Annotated in this window: 21 protein-coding genes and 1 other annotated feature; all 21 genes read right to left on the bottom strand. The window is 53.3% G+C overall.

Translation table 11 applies throughout. The annotated features are described in order from the left end of the window. A complete protein-coding gene (locus LOS79_RS32500) occupies positions 1 to 747 on the bottom strand; it encodes a hypothetical protein (RefSeq protein WP_315415223.1) in 747 nt (248 codons plus the stop codon). Continuing rightward, positions 740 to 1930 (bottom strand): SPFH domain-containing protein, encoded by a 1191-nt coding sequence (locus LOS79_RS32495; protein WP_315415221.1) that lies wholly within the window; start codon positions 1928 to 1930, stop codon positions 740 to 742. The genes LOS79_RS32500 and LOS79_RS32495 overlap by 8 nt, the downstream gene beginning before the upstream one ends. Before the next feature lie 228 nt (positions 1931 to 2158). Further along, entirely contained in the window at positions 2159 to 3469 is a 1311-nt protein-coding gene (obgE, locus tag LOS79_RS32490) for a GTPase ObgE (RefSeq protein ID WP_315415219.1), read from the bottom strand. Positions 3470 to 3484: 15 nt separating this feature from the next. Next, positions 3485 to 4225: a Spo0B domain-containing protein gene (locus tag LOS79_RS32485; protein WP_315415217.1), complete on the bottom strand. Its 741-nt coding sequence runs from the start codon at positions 4223 to 4225 to the stop codon at positions 3485 to 3487. 266 nt (positions 4226 to 4491) lie between these two features. After that, complete coding sequence (gene rpmA / locus LOS79_RS32480) at positions 4492 to 4803, bottom strand: 50S ribosomal protein L27 (RefSeq protein ID WP_020429282.1); 312 nt, start codon at positions 4801 to 4803, stop codon at positions 4492 to 4494. Between the two features lie 17 nt (positions 4804 to 4820). Continuing rightward, positions 4821 to 5156 carry a ribosomal-processing cysteine protease Prp gene (locus LOS79_RS32475; RefSeq protein ID WP_315415209.1) on the bottom strand — a complete coding sequence of 112 codons (336 nt, stop codon included), beginning with the start codon at positions 5154 to 5156 and terminating at the stop codon, positions 4821 to 4823. 12 nt (positions 5157 to 5168) lie between these two features. Continuing rightward, positions 5169 to 5480 (bottom strand): 50S ribosomal protein L21, encoded by a 312-nt coding sequence (gene rplU, locus LOS79_RS32470; RefSeq protein WP_315415206.1) that lies wholly within the window; start codon positions 5478 to 5480, stop codon positions 5169 to 5171. A 14-nt stretch (positions 5481 to 5494) separates the two neighbouring features. Then, positions 5495 to 5580 (bottom strand) — a sequence feature (ribosomal protein L21 leader region). Between the two features lie 90 nt (positions 5581 to 5670). Then, entirely contained in the window at positions 5671 to 6912 is a 1242-nt protein-coding gene (locus tag LOS79_RS32465; protein ID WP_315422567.1) for an Rne/Rng family ribonuclease, read from the bottom strand. Between the two features lie 62 nt (positions 6913 to 6974). Continuing rightward, positions 6975 to 7817: a M50 family metallopeptidase gene (locus tag LOS79_RS32460; protein WP_315415205.1), complete on the bottom strand. Its 843-nt coding sequence runs from the start codon at positions 7815 to 7817 to the stop codon at positions 6975 to 6977. Next, positions 7810 to 8667 (bottom strand): peptidoglycan DD-metalloendopeptidase family protein, encoded by an 858-nt coding sequence (locus tag LOS79_RS32455; RefSeq protein WP_315415203.1) that lies wholly within the window; start codon positions 8665 to 8667, stop codon positions 7810 to 7812. Before LOS79_RS32455 ends, LOS79_RS32460 begins: the two co-directional genes overlap by 8 nt. 261 nt (positions 8668 to 8928) lie before the next feature. Beyond that, positions 8929 to 9723 (bottom strand): septum site-determining protein MinD, encoded by a 795-nt coding sequence (minD, locus tag LOS79_RS32450; RefSeq protein WP_315415201.1) that lies wholly within the window; start codon positions 9721 to 9723, stop codon positions 8929 to 8931. A 5-nt stretch (positions 9724 to 9728) separates the two neighbouring features. After that, complete coding sequence (gene minC, locus LOS79_RS32445) at positions 9729 to 10388, bottom strand: septum site-determining protein MinC (protein ID WP_315415200.1); 660 nt, start codon at positions 10386 to 10388, stop codon at positions 9729 to 9731. 84 nt (positions 10389 to 10472) lie between these two features. Further along, on the bottom strand, positions 10473 to 11003 hold the full coding sequence (mreD, locus tag LOS79_RS32440; protein ID WP_315415199.1) for a rod shape-determining protein MreD: 531 nt from the start codon (positions 11001 to 11003) through the stop codon (positions 10473 to 10475). Next, the gene (gene mreC, locus LOS79_RS32435; protein ID WP_315415197.1) at positions 11003 to 11881 is read right to left on the bottom strand and encodes a rod shape-determining protein MreC; all 879 of its coding nucleotides are present in this window, start codon (positions 11879 to 11881) and stop codon (positions 11003 to 11005) included. Before mreC ends, mreD begins: the two co-directional genes overlap by 1 nt. Before the next feature lie 58 nt (positions 11882 to 11939). After that, positions 11940 to 12974 (bottom strand): rod shape-determining protein, encoded by a 1035-nt coding sequence (locus LOS79_RS32430; RefSeq protein ID WP_315415196.1) that lies wholly within the window; start codon positions 12972 to 12974, stop codon positions 11940 to 11942. 39 nt (positions 12975 to 13013) lie between these two features. Further along, positions 13014 to 13703, bottom strand: a complete 690-nt coding sequence (gene radC, locus LOS79_RS32425) for a RadC family protein (protein ID WP_315415195.1) — start codon at positions 13701 to 13703, stop codon at positions 13014 to 13016. 21 nt (positions 13704 to 13724) lie between these two features. Continuing rightward, positions 13725 to 14312, bottom strand: coding sequence for a Maf family protein (locus LOS79_RS32420; protein WP_315422565.1), 588 nt, complete (start codon positions 14310 to 14312; stop codon positions 13725 to 13727). Positions 14313 to 14371: 59 nt separating this feature from the next. Beyond that, on the bottom strand, positions 14372 to 14617 hold the full coding sequence (locus LOS79_RS32415) for a DUF4321 domain-containing protein (RefSeq protein ID WP_315415193.1): 246 nt from the start codon (positions 14615 to 14617) through the stop codon (positions 14372 to 14374). A gap of 267 nt (positions 14618 to 14884) precedes the next feature. Continuing rightward, positions 14885 to 16081, bottom strand: coding sequence for an SPOR domain-containing protein (locus LOS79_RS32410; RefSeq protein ID WP_315415191.1), 1197 nt, complete (start codon positions 16079 to 16081; stop codon positions 14885 to 14887). A gap of 92 nt (positions 16082 to 16173) precedes the next feature. Continuing rightward, positions 16174 to 17361: a glycosyltransferase gene (locus LOS79_RS32405; protein WP_315415190.1), complete on the bottom strand. Its 1188-nt coding sequence runs from the start codon at positions 17359 to 17361 to the stop codon at positions 16174 to 16176. A 177-nt stretch (positions 17362 to 17538) separates the two neighbouring features. Continuing rightward, a complete protein-coding gene (locus LOS79_RS32400) occupies positions 17539 to 18720 on the bottom strand; it encodes a glycosyltransferase family 4 protein (protein ID WP_315415188.1) in 1182 nt (393 codons plus the stop codon). Between the last annotated feature and the right edge of the window lie 31 nt (positions 18721 to 18751).

The following is an 18751-nucleotide window of genomic DNA, read 5'->3' as shown; positions in this document are numbered from 1 at the left end:
CTATTTAAGTGCCGCCAGCTCACGGTTGCGCCGCTGGAGTGTACCGGCAATGCTCCCTGTTAGTTCCTGCGTTTCCCTGTCCCAATCCGCCGGCAGCTCCTTCAGGACCAGCAGCAGGGCCACATGATCATGGAGCAGTGAGATCTGCTGGCCGATGATATCCTCAGTAGCGGACAGTCCCGGCCGCGACACCGGATCACTATACCGGAATTTCTCCGCCAGCGCATCCACCAGCTCCAGCAAATGCACCGATTCCGGATGCTTCCAGCTGCGGGCAATCTCTGTAATCTCACGCAGCTCCTGCTGATAATGGCGCAAATTCCCCGAAGCGTCCGCAGCCTGACGTTCCTGGGATGCCGCATTCCAGCCGTATACACCGGCTGCCGCAAGGACAAGTGCTGCAATGATCAATACAATGAATTGCTCCACAGCATACCAGAGAGGATTCAGCTCCAGCAGCCAGTCAAACAGTACAGCCGAGCCTAGTACCGCAAATACATATACAAGCACAATCCAGGCACCGCTTAGAAGAACCGGTGAAGTCCGGCTGACATCAGGAGCGGTCCGCAGCCAAAAAAGGCTGTATACATATACGGCTGTCTCTGCTGCGCATACGGCAAGCAGGGTTATGATGAACCGCATCAGCGATTCAGAGAAGCCCAGGCTAAAAAAAGCAAATAGAGTGACCGCCAGAACGGCAATATAAATAACAGTAATAAGACCGGTGCCGGGTCTGCGCTTATTCATCCTGCTGCCCGTTTGCCGCGCGTGTTCCGCATTCTGCGCAGAATTTCTGGCCGGGCTTCAGCTCCCGGCCGCAGCCCGTGCATTTGATAATCAGACCCGCTCCGCAGTGCGGGCAGAACTTAGCTCCCGGCATAACCGGCTGGCTGCAGCTGTGGCAGGCAACGCCTTCTGCCGCCGGTGCCGGCTGCAGATTCTGTCCGCAGCCCGTACAGAACCGCGCCTCTGCCGGGTTAGGGGTTCCGCAGCCTGAGCAGGCTTTAGCCGGTGTTCCGGTTCCTGTCCCGCTGCCTGAAGCACCGTCCAGCGATATCCCCCGGGTCATCCGGTTCAGCATATCTGCCGCCGGACCCGCCATGCCGAAGCCCATGCCAAGTCCAAGGCCGGTATTGATCATTCCGGCACCCATATTACCGGGATTGCCTGCAGCCTCCTCCATGGTATTGAAGCTGCGTTCCTGCTGGTAGGTGAAGCCGATGATGTCCATCTCCGCTTTTTTGGCCAGGGCTTCTTTGAGGCGCACAGTCGCCGGATCATCATCAGGAATATTGATGGAATCAATGAAGAAGTTGTTCAGCTCAATCCCGTTGTCCAGGAATGAAGACGCCAGCCGTCCCTGGATATGCTTTGAAATCTCTACAACATAAGCGTTAATCTCCAGGATGCTGATTTTTTTGTGCACCAGATAAGAAGAAATCAGTTCATTGATGTTAGACATCAGCAGACCGCGGAAATAAGTTACCATGGTCTCCTGATCGAATAAAGGCAGAGTCCCAACCAACTTCAGCAGGAACTTGCGGGGATCATCAATCCTTACCCCAAACTGCCCGAATGCCCGGACGCCAACCATAATTTTGTATTTGGGGTCCTGCAGCTGCAGCGGCGAGCTTGTGCCCCATTTGACATTCATCGAGTTCATTTTGTTCACGAACCATACTTCAGCCGTAAACGGTGATCTGCCGCCGAACGGAAGATTCACGACATTGGAGAGAACCGGTATGTTTGCTGTACTCAGTGTATGGCGGCCTGCTGTAAAAGAATCCAGTGCCTGACCGCCTTTGAACAGGATCGCCTCCTGCGATTCATTTACAATCAGCTGTGTCCATGTGCCAAGCTCCTGATTAGGATATTTCCAGGCGAATACTCCCGGAGGCCCGTCATATTTGACCACTTCAATAATTGCCATCTGCCTTCTCCCTCTTTCCTGACAGGTATGTAATATAGTTATCGGTTCTTTCAGCTGGAAATAAGTGCTTATAATCCTTAATTATATACGATAATTACGAACATTCGCTTCACAATTAATCATAATAACTAAAATAACCCCGCAACATAAAATTCTTATCTTTCAAAAAAAGCCGGTTGCGTTCCCTCACGGGAAACACAACCGGCATATTCAGCCGCAGCTGGGATTTTAGTAGTAGCTGCTGTTCTCCACAAATTCGAATTCGAACTCGCCGATGCGCACGATCGTACCTTCTACAGCACCGCGCTTACGCAGCTCGGCATCCACACCCATATGACGCAGCGTGCGGGCCAGCTTGAGAATGGCATCATGTGTACTCAGCTGCATCCGCTTCAGCATCCGTTCAATCCGCGGACTAGTGACCACATAGGCTTCATTGTCACGGGTAATGGTGAAGGAATTATCCTCTTCCGCCTCGAGTTTGTATACTTTACGCTCAGAAGCTTCAGCAACTTCTTCAAGCACCGGTGCAACAGGAATGCTGTCGAGAACATCCGTTGCCCGGTAGAGCAGCTCCTGAATGCCCTGACGGGTCAGTGACGAGATCGGCATAATCTCAAGATCCGGACGAAGCTCAGCGACACGCTCACGGAAGGCATTCAGGTTCTCTTCGGAATCCGGCATATCCATCTTGTTCGCGGCTACAATCTGCGGACGGTCAATCAGGTTCGCGTTGTATTGTCTCAGCTCATCATTAATCAGCACCCAGTCCTCGAACGGATCGCGGCCTTCAGAGCCGGACATGTCCACTACATGAATGATGATCCGTGTACGCTCAACGTGGCGCAGGAACTCATGCCCCAGGCCCACACCTTCACTTGCCCCTTCGATCAGACCGGGCAGATCCGCCATTACAAAGCTGCGGCCGTCTCCAACATCAACTACACCAAGGTTCGGTGTTATTGTTGTGAAGTGGTAAGCACCAATCTTCGGCTGGGCTGCGGAGACTACGGACAGCAAGGTGGATTTCCCCACACTCGGGAATCCGACCAGACCCACGTCTGCCATAACCTTCAGTTCCATCACTACATAACGCTCCTGGCCTTCTTCACCGTTCTCGGCAAGCTCAGGTGCCGTGTTGTTTGCCGTCGCAAACCGGGTGTTTCCCCGGCCGCCCCGGCCCCCGCGGGCTACTACAACCTGCTGGCCATGACGGGTCATGTCGGCAATGATCTCCTGGGTATCATCATCAATCAGCACAGTGCCCGGAGGGATGCGTACGATCATATGATCAGCATTCGCCCCGTGCTGGCTTTTGTTGCGCCCTTTGACTCCGCATTCAGCCTTGAAGTGGCGCTGATACCGGAAATCCATCAAGGTGCGCAGACCTTCGTCTACCCGGAAAATCACATCACCGCCGCGGCCTCCATCACCACCGGCCGGTCCGCCTTCCGGTACATACTTCTCACGGCGGAACGCTACGAGGCCATCCCCGCCGTCGCCGCCTTTTACATAAATCTTAGCTTTATCTACGAACATTAAAGTTCACCTTCCTTACATCTCCAGCGGTAAACGCAGTTCCACATAGCCTGCAGCCGGCTGAACCTGCTCCGCCTTCATGATTTTTCCTTGTACTATATTATAAATTTGCCCCTGCAGCAGCTCAGGATTACAATGCTCTCCCTCGCCTTCGAAAGAGATCAGAATATCTCTTCCCTCCTGTGAAAAGCCGATCCGAAGCTTCCGCGTGTCTCCTTGCGGTGTTAATCCGCTGTACTGGTACGCTCTTACCGTCTGCATAATCACTGAGGTCAGCTCCTCGCCCGTACCGGGGTTCAGCTTGTCCTCAAGCGTCAGCCCTTCTTCCACCTGCACTTCCAGCTCAAGACTGCTTCTGAAGGTACGGAACGATTGCAGATAGAACACAAGTGAAGGAACTCCCAGCTTGGCAATCCGGCTGTCCAGCGCAATACGTTCCTTTATTCTTTCCACACATAACTTGGATTTATCAGGCTTACCCAGCTGGATATATCCGTAAAGCACCTGCAGATCGTTCATCCAATCATGGCGATGATGATTCAGTGTCCGGTTTGCCGCCTGCTGCAGAGTTTTCTCCTGTATGCGCAGTTCCTCTTCATAATGACGCCGGTTGTAAACAGAGCTGAATGCAAGCACTCCTGCCACCCAAACTCCCAGCAGCAGGCAAGTGAAAAGGGAAGGTTGCCAATACACGAGACCTAAAGGAAGCACTGCGGATAACATGACTGCCCAGATGATACTTTTCCAGGATTTCATTCTTTCTCCCCGTCCCTCGGTCGCAAAATTCATTTCAACGTAGCAGTTGCTTAAGCTTGCTTCATAATTACCATTTCCCAGTATAACATAGGCATTCCCTGCAATCACGTTCAAAATAACCCCACAAATCAACCCCACAAAGTGAGGCCAACGCTTCGATGATGACTCAGGTACTTTGCGGGGACCCCGAAAATACATGCTTAGATTTCAAAAAAAGCCCCCGGCACTCATGCCGGAGGCTTCTCATCTAAATAGGTTCCGAAAGCTTACGCTTCCAGTGCCGCTGCTACCGGAGCGACATCAACCGGATACACGCTCACTTTTTTGCGATCGCGACCCCAACGTTCGAACTTCACTACGCCGTCCACGAGTGCGAACAGTGTATCATCCTTACCGATGCCCACGTTAGTGCCCGGGTGGATTTTTGTTCCGCGTTGACGAACCAAGATGTTGCCGCCGGTTACTGCTTGACCGTCAGCACGTTTCACGCCAAGACGCTTAGAGTGGGAATCACGTCCGTTCTTTGTGGAACCTACACCTTTTTTCGATGCGAATAATTGAAGATCCAATTTCAACATGTTGTCAACCTCCTTCTTCAAATGATGACTTCCTGTATCTGAACATATTTCCTGTAAGATTTAGCGATATCCTTGAGCATTAGCACCATGGATTCCAGCAGGAGCTGTACCTTGGCGGAGACTTCAGGATCATTCACGGGAACCAGGGTTCCGCTCAAGAATCCATCCTTCATCGAAGTATCCAGAACCACACCGGTCAGGCTCTCAATCGCATTCACGGTTCCTACCGTAACGGTCGAAACACCTGCACAGACGATATCCTTGCCGTTCCTTGCAAATTCCGCATGCCCCTTGACGGCAAAACCGACAATGACACCTTGAGCAGAAGCCCGTGTAATCCGCACGTTAATCATTAACGCACCTTCTTACGCTTGAATCTTCTCGATAGTTACTTTGGTGTACGGTTGACGATGGCCTTGTTTCTTGTGGTAGTTCTTCTTAGGTTTGTATTTGTAAACTACAACCTTAGCACCCTTACCATGTTTCTCGACTTTGGCTGTTACAGACGCGCCGCTTACCAGCGGAGTTCCTGCAGTCAAACCACCTTCGTTAGAAATAGCCAATACACGGTCAAACGTTACGCTTGCGCCGTCTTCAGCTTCCAGCTTCTCAATGAACAATACATCGCCCTCTTGGACTTTGTATTGCTTACCGCCAGTTTCGATAATTGCATACATTGTACTTGCACCTCCTCATGTCTCAGACTCGCCTAGTCTAGGTGGTAACCCCCGCAGGAATTACACTTAATATACCCGATCGGAGCGGTTACAGCATGTGCAGGAAAATAACAACCAAACACATACTTGAAGATATTATCATAGAAATTCACCAGAGTCAACGGTGTCTCTAATTAAAAACTCAGATTGACTACTCCAGCCATGCCCCTACTTTGCCCGTTCCTCCGCAGCATTGGCAGATCACCGGAGCAAATCCGGCCGAGTCATGCCTGGCCTTCTTGCGGGTCATCTCCAGGAGGCCGAGGTGGGTCCAGCCCAGAATATGCGTCTTGGTCCGGTCGCGGCTGATGATGCTCTCCAGCTTGTCCGTGACCTGCCTGCGGTGCTCCTCCCGCTCCATATCTATGAAGTCAACAATGATTATACCGCCCGTATCCCGCAGCCGGACCAGCCGCCCGATCTCTTCCGCCGCCAGCAGGTTCGTCCGGGTGACAGTATCCTCCAGATTCGTCCCGCCTGTATACTGGGCCGTATTGACGTCAATGACAGTCAGCGCCTCCGTCTCATCCCAGATTAGCGTAGCGCCGCCTTCGAGGATGATTTTGCGGCCAAAGCTCTTATGCAGCTGCTCCTGAACGCCGTAGGCGGAGAAGATAGACTCCTGACCCCGGTAGAATCCTACAGGCTTGTACCCTTCCGGGGCCATATCCGTAAGGAAGGCTTCCGCTTCCTTCACCGCCTTGGCTGAATCGATCATCAGCTCATCACGCTGCGGATTGAAGGCATCGCGGATGAAGCGCTGGACGATGCTGAGATCACAGTGCAGCAGCGCCGGCGCCGTTGCCTCTTGAGCCCGGCGGGTAATGACCTCCCACTGGGCCCGCAGGAAGGCCAGATCACCTTCCACCGCATCCGCAGGCTCGTCTTCCGAGACCGTACGCATAATGAGGCCCTCTTCCCCGTGGCGCAGCCGCTCGCCGATGCCTTTGAGCCGGCTGCGCTCGGATTCGCGGCTGATCTTCTTGGATACGCCGACATATTCGGCGAACGGCATGTATACCATCCAGCGTCCCGGCAAGGTATAGTGGGTAGTCACGCGTGCACCTTTACCGCCCCGCGGTTCTTTTCTCACCTGGACAATAATTTCCTGGCCCGGCTGAAGCAGTGTCTCAATGGAGGGTTTGACCTGCGGCTGCTTCTCCAGATGGGGATGCAGTACATCATCGACGTATAGAAAAGCATTCTTCTTCTGTCCGATATCTACAAAAGCCGCCTGCATGCCCGGCAGCACATTCATAACCCGACCTTTATAATAACTCCCGACCAGACCCTGCTGCTGATCGCGTTCAGCGGCGTACTCCACCAGCCTCCCGTTCTCCAGAAGAGCCATCCGGGTAATATGCTGTGTACAATGAACGATCATTTGTTTCATGGCTTCACCTCTGGTTTGCATCATTCATTCCCGCTGCCCGCATAGAACAAGCTCCTCCGGCTTCACATTCCGAAGTAAGAGGTAATCAGGCGCTGCTCCGGGACAACGGCTACTACATTTCTGTCGTCGTTCATTACATAGATAAAATGATAATGGTTACGTTTAAATAGACGCAATATCTCATCTAAAGGTTTCGCTGAGAAGGCAACTATCGGGCGGGCAGCCTCCCCCGACTGCTGGTACCGCTCATAGATAAGCTCCCTGTTCATCAAAAAAGCAACGAACCGGTAAGGCAGGTTGCGGTGATCCGTAAGATTGGAATAGAGCAGAAATGCCCCGATCATCAGCAGGTTGAGGCGGAGGCCTCCGCCTGTACCCAGCGGAAGCAGCGCGAACACGGCAACAACCAGACTGGCCGCAATGCTGACTCTGCCGGTCCACAGCAGGGTGTAATAATACGGAAGCAGCAGACTCAAGGCCGCCTGGAGGATTTTGCCGCCGTCCAGCGGAAGCACCGGCAGCAGATTAAATAAGGCAATCATCACATTGGCTCCGATGAAATAATTCAGATAAGCGGTGCTGCCGTACTCAGCCTGCCGGAGCGCCGCTGCCATCAGGATCATAATCCCGTTCTGCAGCGGCCCGGCCAGGGCAATCCCGATTTCACGCCCGGCGGTGAGCCGTCCGTGATCCTCAATCACCGCCACTCCGCCGAACGGCAGCAGCTGCACCGATTTGACGGTCACCCCGCTGAGATAAGCGGCACAGACATGTCCCATTTCATGTATAAACACAATCGAGAACAAGGTGATCAGCTCCAGGAACTGCCCGGTAAATACAGAGAACAGCAGAATTAGCACGAAGAGCGGATGCAGCGACAGCTCGATGCCAAGGACCCTAATCAAACGATACCACTTCAGCGGGATCAATATAAGACTTGTCTTTCATAATCGCAAAAAACAGCAGGGGAACCTGCGCATCCTCCGTCCCCTGAAGCCAGCCCACCGGATCCCCGCTCTGGACCCAGTCATCCACTGCAAGCCTTGTTCCGCTTAAATGGCCATATTCCGCCGTAATGTCTCCTGTATGCCGGACCGTAATGCGGATACCGCCCTGAGCCTCTTTGGAAACGGACAACACACGGCCTGTATCTACACTTTTCACCGTCACACTATCGCTTGAATCTGCTGACGGAATAATTTCGATCCCGTTCAGGGAAGCGGCAAACGGCCGCGCAATACTTCCGGCTAGCGGAGGGGTCAGCTCATGGGCCGCAGTTACCTTCTCCGCCGGCTCCTCCCGGCCGCCAAAAATAGGAATAAAGGATGGAGCCCCGTTGAAATGCTCTTCATACCATACCTGAACCGCAGCAAAATCCATATCATTGCTGAGGGCATCTGTAATGAAAAACTGCGATTTCAGGGCCCAGGGCTCCCGGGCTGCGAAGATGCCCCACACCGCCCCGAAGACCAGCAGACTGGCGACCGTCCGCCGGATGAAGCTTGCACCAAAGCGCGGGCCGCCCCCTCCCTCATCCTCCCAGCTGCTGCGCTGCTGCTTCCACACCAGCTCGGGGTCTGGCTCAGGCGTTGAGGTGAAATCCTTTTCCGCATTGGTCCCCCACTCTCTGAAAGACGGGGCCTTCTCCGGCAGCGTGAACAATGCGGGCGCGGCCGCTCCAGCCTCCGCCGGCTCTTCCAGCAGACTCTGTATGCGCTTCTTGCGCCGGTTTTTGATATCTCTCGGGTATTCCATATCGATCCCTCCGGACGGGCTTGTTTTACTTCCATTTTATGAGGAGCGGAAGCAGCTTTAGAACAAGCCCCGGGAAGTCTGTGATCCTCAGAGGGAACGCCGCGCAAAATAACCCCACGCAAAGTGAGGCCTGGACTTCAATTTCCTATGTACTATAGGCTTTATTGCATCTATATAGCTTCACAAAAAAAACCCGCCGCAGATTTCTCAGCAGGCGGGCTCTTGGCGTTATGACTGCTACTATAAGTGCCTGGCCCGGTTTCAGCCCATTCCGAAAAACTTCTTGAACTTCTTGAATGCACCCAGTTTGTAGTCAAGCTGCATCAGCGGCACCGCATCACCGAGGATACGCCGGGCAATATTGCGGTAAGCAATCGCAGCAGCAGAATCCGGATTCATCACGGTAGGCTCACCGTTGTTGGAGGCTTTGATAACCAGCTCGTCATCAGGCACAATCCCGATCAGATCGATATTCAGCACCTGCAGAACATCCTCAATATCGAGCATATCTCCGGACTTCACCAGTCCCGGGCGGATACGGTTGACCACCAGCTTAGGCGATTCCACATGCGACTGCTCCAGCAGGCCGATAATCCGGTCTGCATCACGTACTGCAGCATGCTCCGGTGTCGTAACGACAATGGCTTTGTCGGCACCGGCAATGGCATTGCGGAAGCCATGCTCAATCCCGGCCGGACAATCGATCAGGATATATTCATATTCCTTCTTGAGTTCAAGAATAATATCCTTAACCTGCTCCGGTGTGACTGCTGTCTTGTCCTTGGTCTGGGCTGCGGGCAGCATATACAGCTCATCGAAGCGCTTATCCTTGACCAGCGCCTGATTCAGGCGGCAGCGGCCTTCCGCTACATCGACAAGATCATAGATGATCCGGTTCTCCAGCCCCATGACTACATCCAGATTCCGCAGTCCAATGTCAGTATCAACCAGACATACTTTTTTGCCCTGCAATGCAAGTGCGGTTCCAATATTGGCTGTTGTGGTTGTTTTGCCAACTCCGCCTTTGCCCGAGGTTACGACAATCGCTTCTCCCATGGAGGCTACACCCCTTTGAACACATTTAAACCCTGACGTAATTTAACTATATTATGAATTTTGTCGATCTGCATAGCCCCGCTTGCCAGATAGGCATATTCCATGCTGCTCTCCCGGGTTCCCCATTCATCCGGCGGCCTGCTGATAATATCCGCTATCCGGAGCTGGGTAGGTGACAGCAGAGAGGCTGCAATGACCGCCTCCTGGTTGCCGTCTACCCCGGCATGCGCCATTCCCCGCAGTGCTCCAAGAATATAGATATCCCCCGAACAGGTAACCGACCCTCCCGGATTGACATCACCGAGGAACAGCAGGTTGCCGTCGTGATGCAGCACCTGTCCGGAACGGACAATTCCGCTCATCAGGAACAAGGCGTCCGGATCCTTCTCCACCGGATTCTCCAGTGCTTCAACGGACCGGACCAGCAGATTCCCCTGGCTTTTGAGAATATCCAGAACCGCGTCTTTATCTTCTTCGGTTACTGAGCGGCTGCCCAGCTTAATATCCACATGCACAATCGGTCCGGTCAGAATATTTTGGTGGCTGTGCTCCAGCTTATACCGGAGTTCGCTTAACAGATCTTCAAAGGGACACTTGTCGTCTAACAGGAATACCAGGCCATCCTTGATGCCCTTAATCCTTACATGCTTGGATTTAACTGTCATATGCCTGCCCCCCCATCTTCATTCATTCGTGCCGGGCCGGGCAAATTCCTTCTTTAAGGGATAAGAAAATGCACGGGCAGCTCATCAGGCCGCTTCCTCTTTGCGGGTCTCTTTCTTCAGTAGCTCCAGCTGGCGCCGGAGCGGAATGTAGAGCAGCAAAGCGGCAGCAAAATGAAACAGCATAGTAGGCAGCATATGGTGCAGAAGCGCCCAGTTATAGGATTGCTGGCCGAGATTGAAGACACTGTATATAGCAAAAAGTACGCTGTCCTCCAGCAGGCTGCCAAGCAGCACTACCCCCATCATCAGCGGCAGCGGGGCACGCGGAATCTGAAATACCAGGCCGATCAGGTAAGCAGACAATCCCATTGCGAAGGAGTGCGCGCCCAGAATGCGCCCGTAGAACACCACATCATGCAGCATACCGAAGGATAATCCGAGAATAAGAGCCGTATGACGGTGATGATATACCGTTACAAAGAGGATTACGATAAACACAAGATTCGGAATGATCCGCATCTCCCAGGCATCAGGCATCAGCCAGGGGAGAACCGTATCTTCCAGCATAAACAATAGAATCAGCAACAAGACTAGCACGGATCTGCGCATATTCACTATTCGGCACGCTCCTCCGTAAAGACAACGATCAGTTCCTTCCAGTCCTGGAATCCGGCCAGCGGCTTAACGACTGCAGTAGAGGTTAATCCGAATTTCCCGATTTCAACACTCTCTACGGTTCCGATCGTCAGCCCGCGGGGATAGAGTCCACCAATTCCTGAAGATATAATCGTATCTCCCTTGGCGACCGGATTGCCTGCAGGAATCTTGTTCATCATCAGCATTCCGGTCTGCTGGTCATAGCTCTCGATCATCCCGAAGGTCTCGCCTTCCTTATTAAGCACTGTTGCTGAAATCGGTGACTGGGAATTCGGATCATTAATATCCATCATCGTCATCAGCTTCACCGTTGAGGTAAAGTTGCTGACGTTGCTGACTACCCCTACCAGGCCATCCACTGAAATCACAGACATATTCTGCTTCACGCCGTCCTTGGACCCCAGATTAATCACAACTGTACTGTTGCTCGGTTCCGTACTTATGCTAAGCACCTGGGCAATATGATATTCATAGTGATAAATCAGCTTCTGCGCTTCAGTAAAATTATTAAGCTCCTGCAGCCGTTCATTCTCGGCCTTGATGAAATTGTACTGCGCCTTATCCCTGGCGTATTGGGCAGCCAGGATTTTGAGCTCCTTGTTCTCCTCTGCCAGGTCATGCAGATTGCCGATATCTTGGAACAAGCCCGCTACGTATCCAGCGGGCTTGTAGAACAAATTCTGCACGAAACCGGTCGTATCCCTGACAAAGTTCTCCGGCCAGGACAGGGCTTTTCTTGTCCCCAGGCTGAAGCCCATTACAACGATGAACATGACCAGTGTAATCAGCAATATAAATAGACGTTTATTGTTAAACAGCTTAAACAGTTTCAACACCCTCTAACAACCGTATTTCTCCCACTTCAGGGGTTGACGTTCACAGGTCAGAATTGTCCTAGCGCTTGGAACGGAGGCTGGAGCTGCTGCGGCTCTTGAACAGGTGAATATTCTCCAGCGCCTTCCCCGTGCCGATAGCTACACAGTCCAGCGGATTCTCAGCAACGATAACCGGCATTCCTGTCTCGCGCGCCAGCAGCTTGTCCAGATTGCGCAGGAGTGCGCCGCCGCCCGTAAGCACAATGCCGCGGTCCATGATGTCAGCCGCAAGCTCAGGCGGACATTTCTCCAGCGTAACTTTTACAGCATCAACAATAGCATTAACCGTATCCGACAAAGCTTCACAAATCTCATCCGAGGTAATGGTCAGCGTCTTCGGCAGTCCGGTCACGAGATCCCGTCCGCGGATTTCCATCGTTTCCGCCTTCTCCAGCGGCAGAGCCGAGCCTACATCCATCTTCAGCTGCTCGGAGGTGCGTTCCCCGATCATAAGATTGTACTGGCGCTTGATGTACTGGATGATGGATTCATCCGCTTCATCACCGGCAACCCGTACAGAACGGCTTGTTACAATACCGCCGAGCGAGATTACGGCTACTTCAGTTGTCCCCCCGCCGATATCCACGACCATGCTTCCTGTAGGCTCCCATACGGGCAGATCGGCACCGATGGCAGCTGCAAAAGGCTCTTCGATAATGTAGGCCTCACGCGCTCCCGCCTGCTTCGTTGCATCTTCAACCGCACGCTGTTCAACGGCTGTAATTCCGGACGGAACACAGACCATGACATTCGGGTGCCTCTGGAACATGGAACGCTGCTTCTGGGCCTGGCGGATGAAATATTTAATCATAGTTGCTGTAGTGTCAAAATCAGCGATAACCCCGTCCTTCATCGGACGGATGGCACGAATGTTCCCCGGTGTGCGGCCGATCATCTTTTTGGCAGACTCGCCTACAGCTTCAATCGTCTTAGTATCAGTGTTAATAGCTACCACGGAAGGCTCTCTGACTACGATACCTTTACCGCGCACATAGACAAGCGTATTCGCTGTCCCCAAATCAATTCCTAAATCTTTCGTGAAACCACCTAACATCTTGTATGCTCCTTTTCCTTGTGAATCTAGACAATTGTATTACATATACCCTTTTTCTTTCAAACTTACGTAGCTGCTGTCGCCGATAACCAGATGATCCAGCACATCAATGCCGACAATTTCGCCGGCCTGCATCAGCCTTGAGGTCAGTGAGATATCTTCCGGACTTGGCGCCGGATCACCGCTCGGATGGTTATGTGCGCATATAATAGCTGCGCTGCTGCATTTCATGGCTGCCCGGAACACCTCGCGGGGATGCACAATGGAGGCATTAAGGCTGCCCATGGACAATGTTTCCTGCGCAATAACATGATTCTTTGTATTCAGGAACAGACAGATAAAATGCTCCTTCTGCAAATAACGCAGCTGCTCGGTCAGAATCTCCGCCGCGTCCTGGGGACTGCGGATAATCACCGGCTCTGCAAGCCGGGAATTCGCCATGCGCCTTCCCAGCTCTATGCCTGCTTTCAATTGCACGGCCTTGGCCGGGCCGATGCCTTTAATTGATGTCAATTCTTCAATGCTTAGGTCCGCCAGTCCGCGGAGGCCGCCGGCTATACCCAGCAGCCGCTGGGCGATGTGAATAGCTGATTCACGGTGCGCACCAGTACGCAGCAATATAGCCAGCAGCTCCGCTTGACTTAATGATTCCGCCCCATAATGCATCATGCGCTCTCGTGGTCGTTCTTCATGGGGGAGGTCACGCAGCAATAATGTTTGCGGCTCCATCCCTTAACCTTCCTTCTCCTGTCAGCCCTGCCCGTTCAGCACCGTAATGCCAAACCCGGACAACATGCTGCTAAGCAGCGATAACGGCAGTCCGACCACGTTAAAATAACATCCTTCAATTTCTTCCACCAGTGTTGCGCCCAGCCCTTGTATCGCATAAGAGCCGGCTTTGTCGGCAGGCTCTCCGGTCGCTATGTAAGCAGAGATTTCAGCTTTGCTCATTGCTCTCATGGTTACAGACGTTCTCCGGTGTTCTACCAGAGTCCGGCCTTCAGCAAGACCGATACAGGCTACTCCGGTGTACACCTGGTGTGTGCGGCCCTGAAGCATGGACAGCATAGCAGCGCTATCCTCTGCGTCCACCGGCTTGCCGAGCACCTGACCGTCAAGCACAACAATGGTGTCGCTGCCGACGATTACGGCATCACGGTCTCCGGCAGCAGGAATTACCGCCTCCGCTTTGCGCAGAGCCAGATTCCGCACAATGGTCTCCGGCGTCCAGTCCGGCGGCGTACTCTCGTCAGCATCACTGGCCAGAACCTCAAAAGGCAGGCCTAGCGAGGCTAATAGTTCGCGCCGCCGCGGTGAACCCGAAGCAAGAATAATCATTCGCGGGTTGTACTGCTCCACTGTAATAAACGTCCCTTCCCGGTGCCGGCTAACTGCAGCTACAGCCTGCGGTACAGCCATACAGCTGTTATAATACCCGCAAGACTGAGCAGGCACAATTTCAATTGAATAGTGATGTCGTAGGTTATGATGTCCAAATCGGCTTGCGGTGACCACTTAAGTACAGTCGAGGTTGTAAGAAAAGACAAAGCTTTCACAGGTTCCAGCAGCTTGGCAATCCATGCTCCTGCCAGCCAGCCCAGAATAAGAAATAACAGCAGTGTTCCTACATTTTTCTTCTTCATTTAAGTCTTCCCTCGCCATTTTTTGACACCCTAATTATTATACGGTGAAAAGGAGTCCAACACAAACGCTAAATCCGCCCAGGGAATGTTTACCACACAGGAGGCATAAATCAGCCGGAGCCCAGGCAGCTGCAGTTCATTAACAGTAGCCGAGTCCGGCATAATAGGCAACCGTTTTTATCATACCGTTAACAAAAGCAATCCCCCGCACCCGGCATACCGCCGGAAACGGGGGATATTTAACATTATATTGAATTTATTGCGGGTTCAGCTCATGCCGGCAAGCAGGCTTTTCTGGCCGGTCAGAAAGCTCATCATCGCTTCCTGCACTTCCCAGAGCAGCCCCTCTGCCCGGTTCTTGCCGTACTCGTTCAGTGCGGCAATTCCCCGGCTCATGGATTTCTCCAGCCCGAGGGATATGCCCTGTCCCTCCGCAGACAGCCCCGGCTCCAGCTGCTTGACCGCCTGGGTCCACTGCATATGAAGGTCGCTCACCGCCTGGTTGTCTGCCGCGCTGCCTGTACCGCTCAGCAGCGAAGCGGACAGGGCGCTGAGTTCACTTAACAGCTTGCCGCTTACAGCAAAATATTCATTCACCGCATCCGCCGTCCCGCCGTAATTGACCTCGCTTACCGGAGGCAACGGCACTTCGCGTACATACAGCTCTATGCCCTGGTTCTTCAGGCCGCTGCTGAGCAGCTTGGCCTGCTCGCGGTCAGGAGATATTCCGGCATACACCCGGTTGCCGTCTGCAGGATCCAGACCCGCTGCAAGACCTGCAGCCAGCAGTTCCTGCTGGGCCTGTGCCGCACCGGCCGGTGTGCTGAAGACGCCGTACTGCAGCAGATAATAACTCTGCGCTGCGACCATCACCGGCACCTGCGCGGCTGCTTCTCCTCCGGAGCCGGTGATGGAGAGGCCGGTGATGCCGGACACGGCTTCATCCACAGCACCGGGGCTCTGCTCCGCAGCGGGCTGGACGACCCTGCTACCGGTATCTGTGCCTCCGCTGCCGATAAAGGACAGGGCTGCAAAGCCGAGCAGTACTCCCGTTCCCAGCGCGCCGGCAACCGACAGGGCAAGCTTCCACCAGTAAGAAGGCCGGCGTGTACGGTAAGAGCCGCCGTATCTGCCCGCATGGTTAACGGGCTGGCTGTACTGCACATACCCCGGTTCCATCTCCTCGTCATAGCCATTGTCATACCCGCCGCGTTCATCAGGCTCATCCCAGTTCCGGCGGCGCGGGCCCGGAGGTTTCATATACGAAACTTCAGCAGCTCCCGGCAGCTCTACCCGCTCCATGTCAAGAATATATCTGTCTGCCCGGGGCTGCAGCGCCGGCCCGCTATTCTCCGCCTGCCCCCGCCGCTCCGTCTCCGGAGCCGTACCAGGCACACTGGTACTCCGGCGTACTGCCGGATCACTGATACGGGTATCTGTCTCCCGGTCAAATCTGAATGTCATTCTTCCGTTACTCAAGCGCCTACACCTCGCTATCTTCAGTTCTATACTGAAATGTATGATAGATGCGAGGCGGATATGCTATTTTAATATAATCACACCAGACTGAGCACTTTCTCCTTCACACCGTCGGCAGAATAGTGCTTCTCCAGCGTCCGGTAGGCCTGGTCGGCAATAATGGAGCCCAGCTCCGGCGCCATCAGCAGCTTCACCAGTTCATCCGCGAAGCCTGCCGTCGTTCCCGCAAGCAGAATATCCCGGCCCGGCTCACAGATCAGATCCTCCGCCCCTCTCGGGCCGCATACTACAGGAGTGCGCAGTGCCCAAGCCTCAAGTATCTTGATTACCCCGCCGCAGCCGTCACGCAGTGAAGTAACCACAGCGCTGGCCCGCCGGATGTATTCCGCTGTCTGGCCCGCTCCTGCCACGAGCTCAATTGCAGCATCCGGGCCGGCCAGCGCCGCAATCTCCGGATGCACTTTATCGCTGATGATCCGGCACACGAAGTCCGGCACCGCCGCCTTAACCAGCGGGTATACCTTCTTCAGGAAGAGGAGCGCAGCACTCTTGCCCTGACTGGTATGCATGTTCCAATGGAGCACAACCGAATGATCCCTGGGGGCAATTTCAGCGGCATTATACTTAGGCTCATTCAGGTTGATATAGGGCGGAACCACATGCACCTTGCCTGCATCCGCAAAGGATACCGCTTTGAAGGAAAGGGCATCCCACTCCGTAGCGGTCAGCAGCAGGCTGGTCTTGTTCATCAGCCTGCGCTCTTCCCGGCGCATCAGGGCGGCCCCGAGTTTGTGATAGCCGTTGCTGATGCCGCGTTTCCCTGCCGTCCTGCTCTCCAGGGTTCTGCTGCCGTACCGGTGCGCATCGGTAATAATGACCGCTTCCGGCAGCAGTGAGGCTACAACGTCGAGACAGTTCCCGAGCATACAGTATGAAATGAACACATGGGTATAAGCATTCAAGCGGCATTTCTCCGTGAGTTCAGCCCGCAGGGTCTTGTCCGTACGGACCAGCGGAGAATAGGACCGCAGCTTGTTAAGCGGTACCAGCATCGGCCTGCGCGGGGCCATAGCCCGCTTAACCCGGTGCACTGTCAGCTCAGGTCTGGGCTGGGCCGGCAAGTCCTTGCGGCAATGGCAATACTCCAGCAGGTCAATATCAAACCGCTGCAGCAGAATATCAAGAAAATTCTCTGTCCGGATTTCTCCTTCTATATCTTCGGGGTAATGACTCTGGGCTGACAGGAACAGCATTCTCTCTCTCATGACAATAGCTCCTTGGTTCTATGTGAAAGTTAGTATTGTATACAAAGAAAAACAGGCCGGATTACATCCAGCCGGTTTATGTATGAAACTTAAGATGTAGATCAATAGTAACGCAGAATTAACCAGAAGATTGTCGATTTATAGGAGAAAAAAAACTTTATTTTGCTTTCAGGTTATTTATACCAAATTAAGAAGCTTATCCCTGACGCTCTCCGCTTCGTAATTTGCCAGCAAAGTATGATAGGCGCGGTCTGCCAGCACAATCCCCTTCTCATGATCCTGGAGCAGCCCGGTCACACTGGCGGCAAAAGCTGCCGGGTCATCGGCGATCATAATATTGGCCCCATGCTCATAGAGCAGCCCCTCTGCCCCCTTGCTGCTTGAGACTACGGGAGTCTTGAGGGCCCAGGCCTCGAGAATCTTCAGCCGCGTTCCGCTGCCTTCCTTCAGAGGAGCAATGACTACCTGCGCCTTTCTTATATACTCGGCTACACTGTCCACATACCCGGTAATGATGATAGACGGATCCTTCCCGGCCAGAGCGGCTACATCAGGATGAACATCCCGGCCGACAATATACCATTTGATTCCCGGGACCCTTGCCTTAATGAGCGGATAAATGTCACGGGAGAAATATAAAGCAGCGTTAATATTAGGAAAATAGTTCATATTACCCGGTAAAATAATCCACGGTTCTTTAGGGGGAATGCTGTTTGTCCGGTATTCCTCCATACGGATGAAGTTAGGAATTACATGGACTTTGGAGGAATTACGGAAGGAAAGCGCCTTGAATGCCAGGCCGTCCTGCGCGGAGGTAGTCAGCAGAAGATTAACCTTATTCATCAATCTCAGCTCATCCCGGCGCGTCCACAGCGCATTGAGTGAATAAAAGGCCCGGGCCAGCCCTTTCTTCCTACCGGCCAGCTGCGCGGACAGGCCGCTCTCATAATTATGCGCGTCGGCTACAATGACAGCTCCGGGCAGGCAGCTTCGTACAATATCAATACAGCTGCCGAGCAGGCTGTGTGAAATAAATACATGGCTGTAAGCATGTCCGCCGCAGAGCTCCCGGATTTTCTCCTTCATGTCCACATCGGCATGGCTCATGTAAGAGCAATTGCGCCAGGTGTACAGCGAGCGGAGCATAGCTTTGCGGTAACTCATTGTACGCTTTACTTCATGCACTGTAAGAGACGGTATGGCTGTCTCCGCAGTGTCCGTACCTGAACCGCGGTAGGTCAGGAGGTCCACATCGTATTTGGCGAGTACAATATTCAGAATATTGCCTGTTCTCAGCTTGCCTCCGCTATCCTGCGGAAACGGGTTTTCTGCAGATATGAATAACAATTGATCTCTCATGGCTTCTTCTCCTACTCTCCACTCAGCTTTT

Origin of the sequence: Paenibacillus sp. MMS20-IR301, assembly GCF_032302195.1 — a bacterium.
Taxonomy (GTDB): domain Bacteria; phylum Bacillota; class Bacilli; order Paenibacillales; family Paenibacillaceae; genus Paenibacillus_AQ.
The sequence above is the reverse complement of the archived record's forward strand: the minus strand, read 5'-3'. Positions and strand labels throughout refer to the sequence as shown.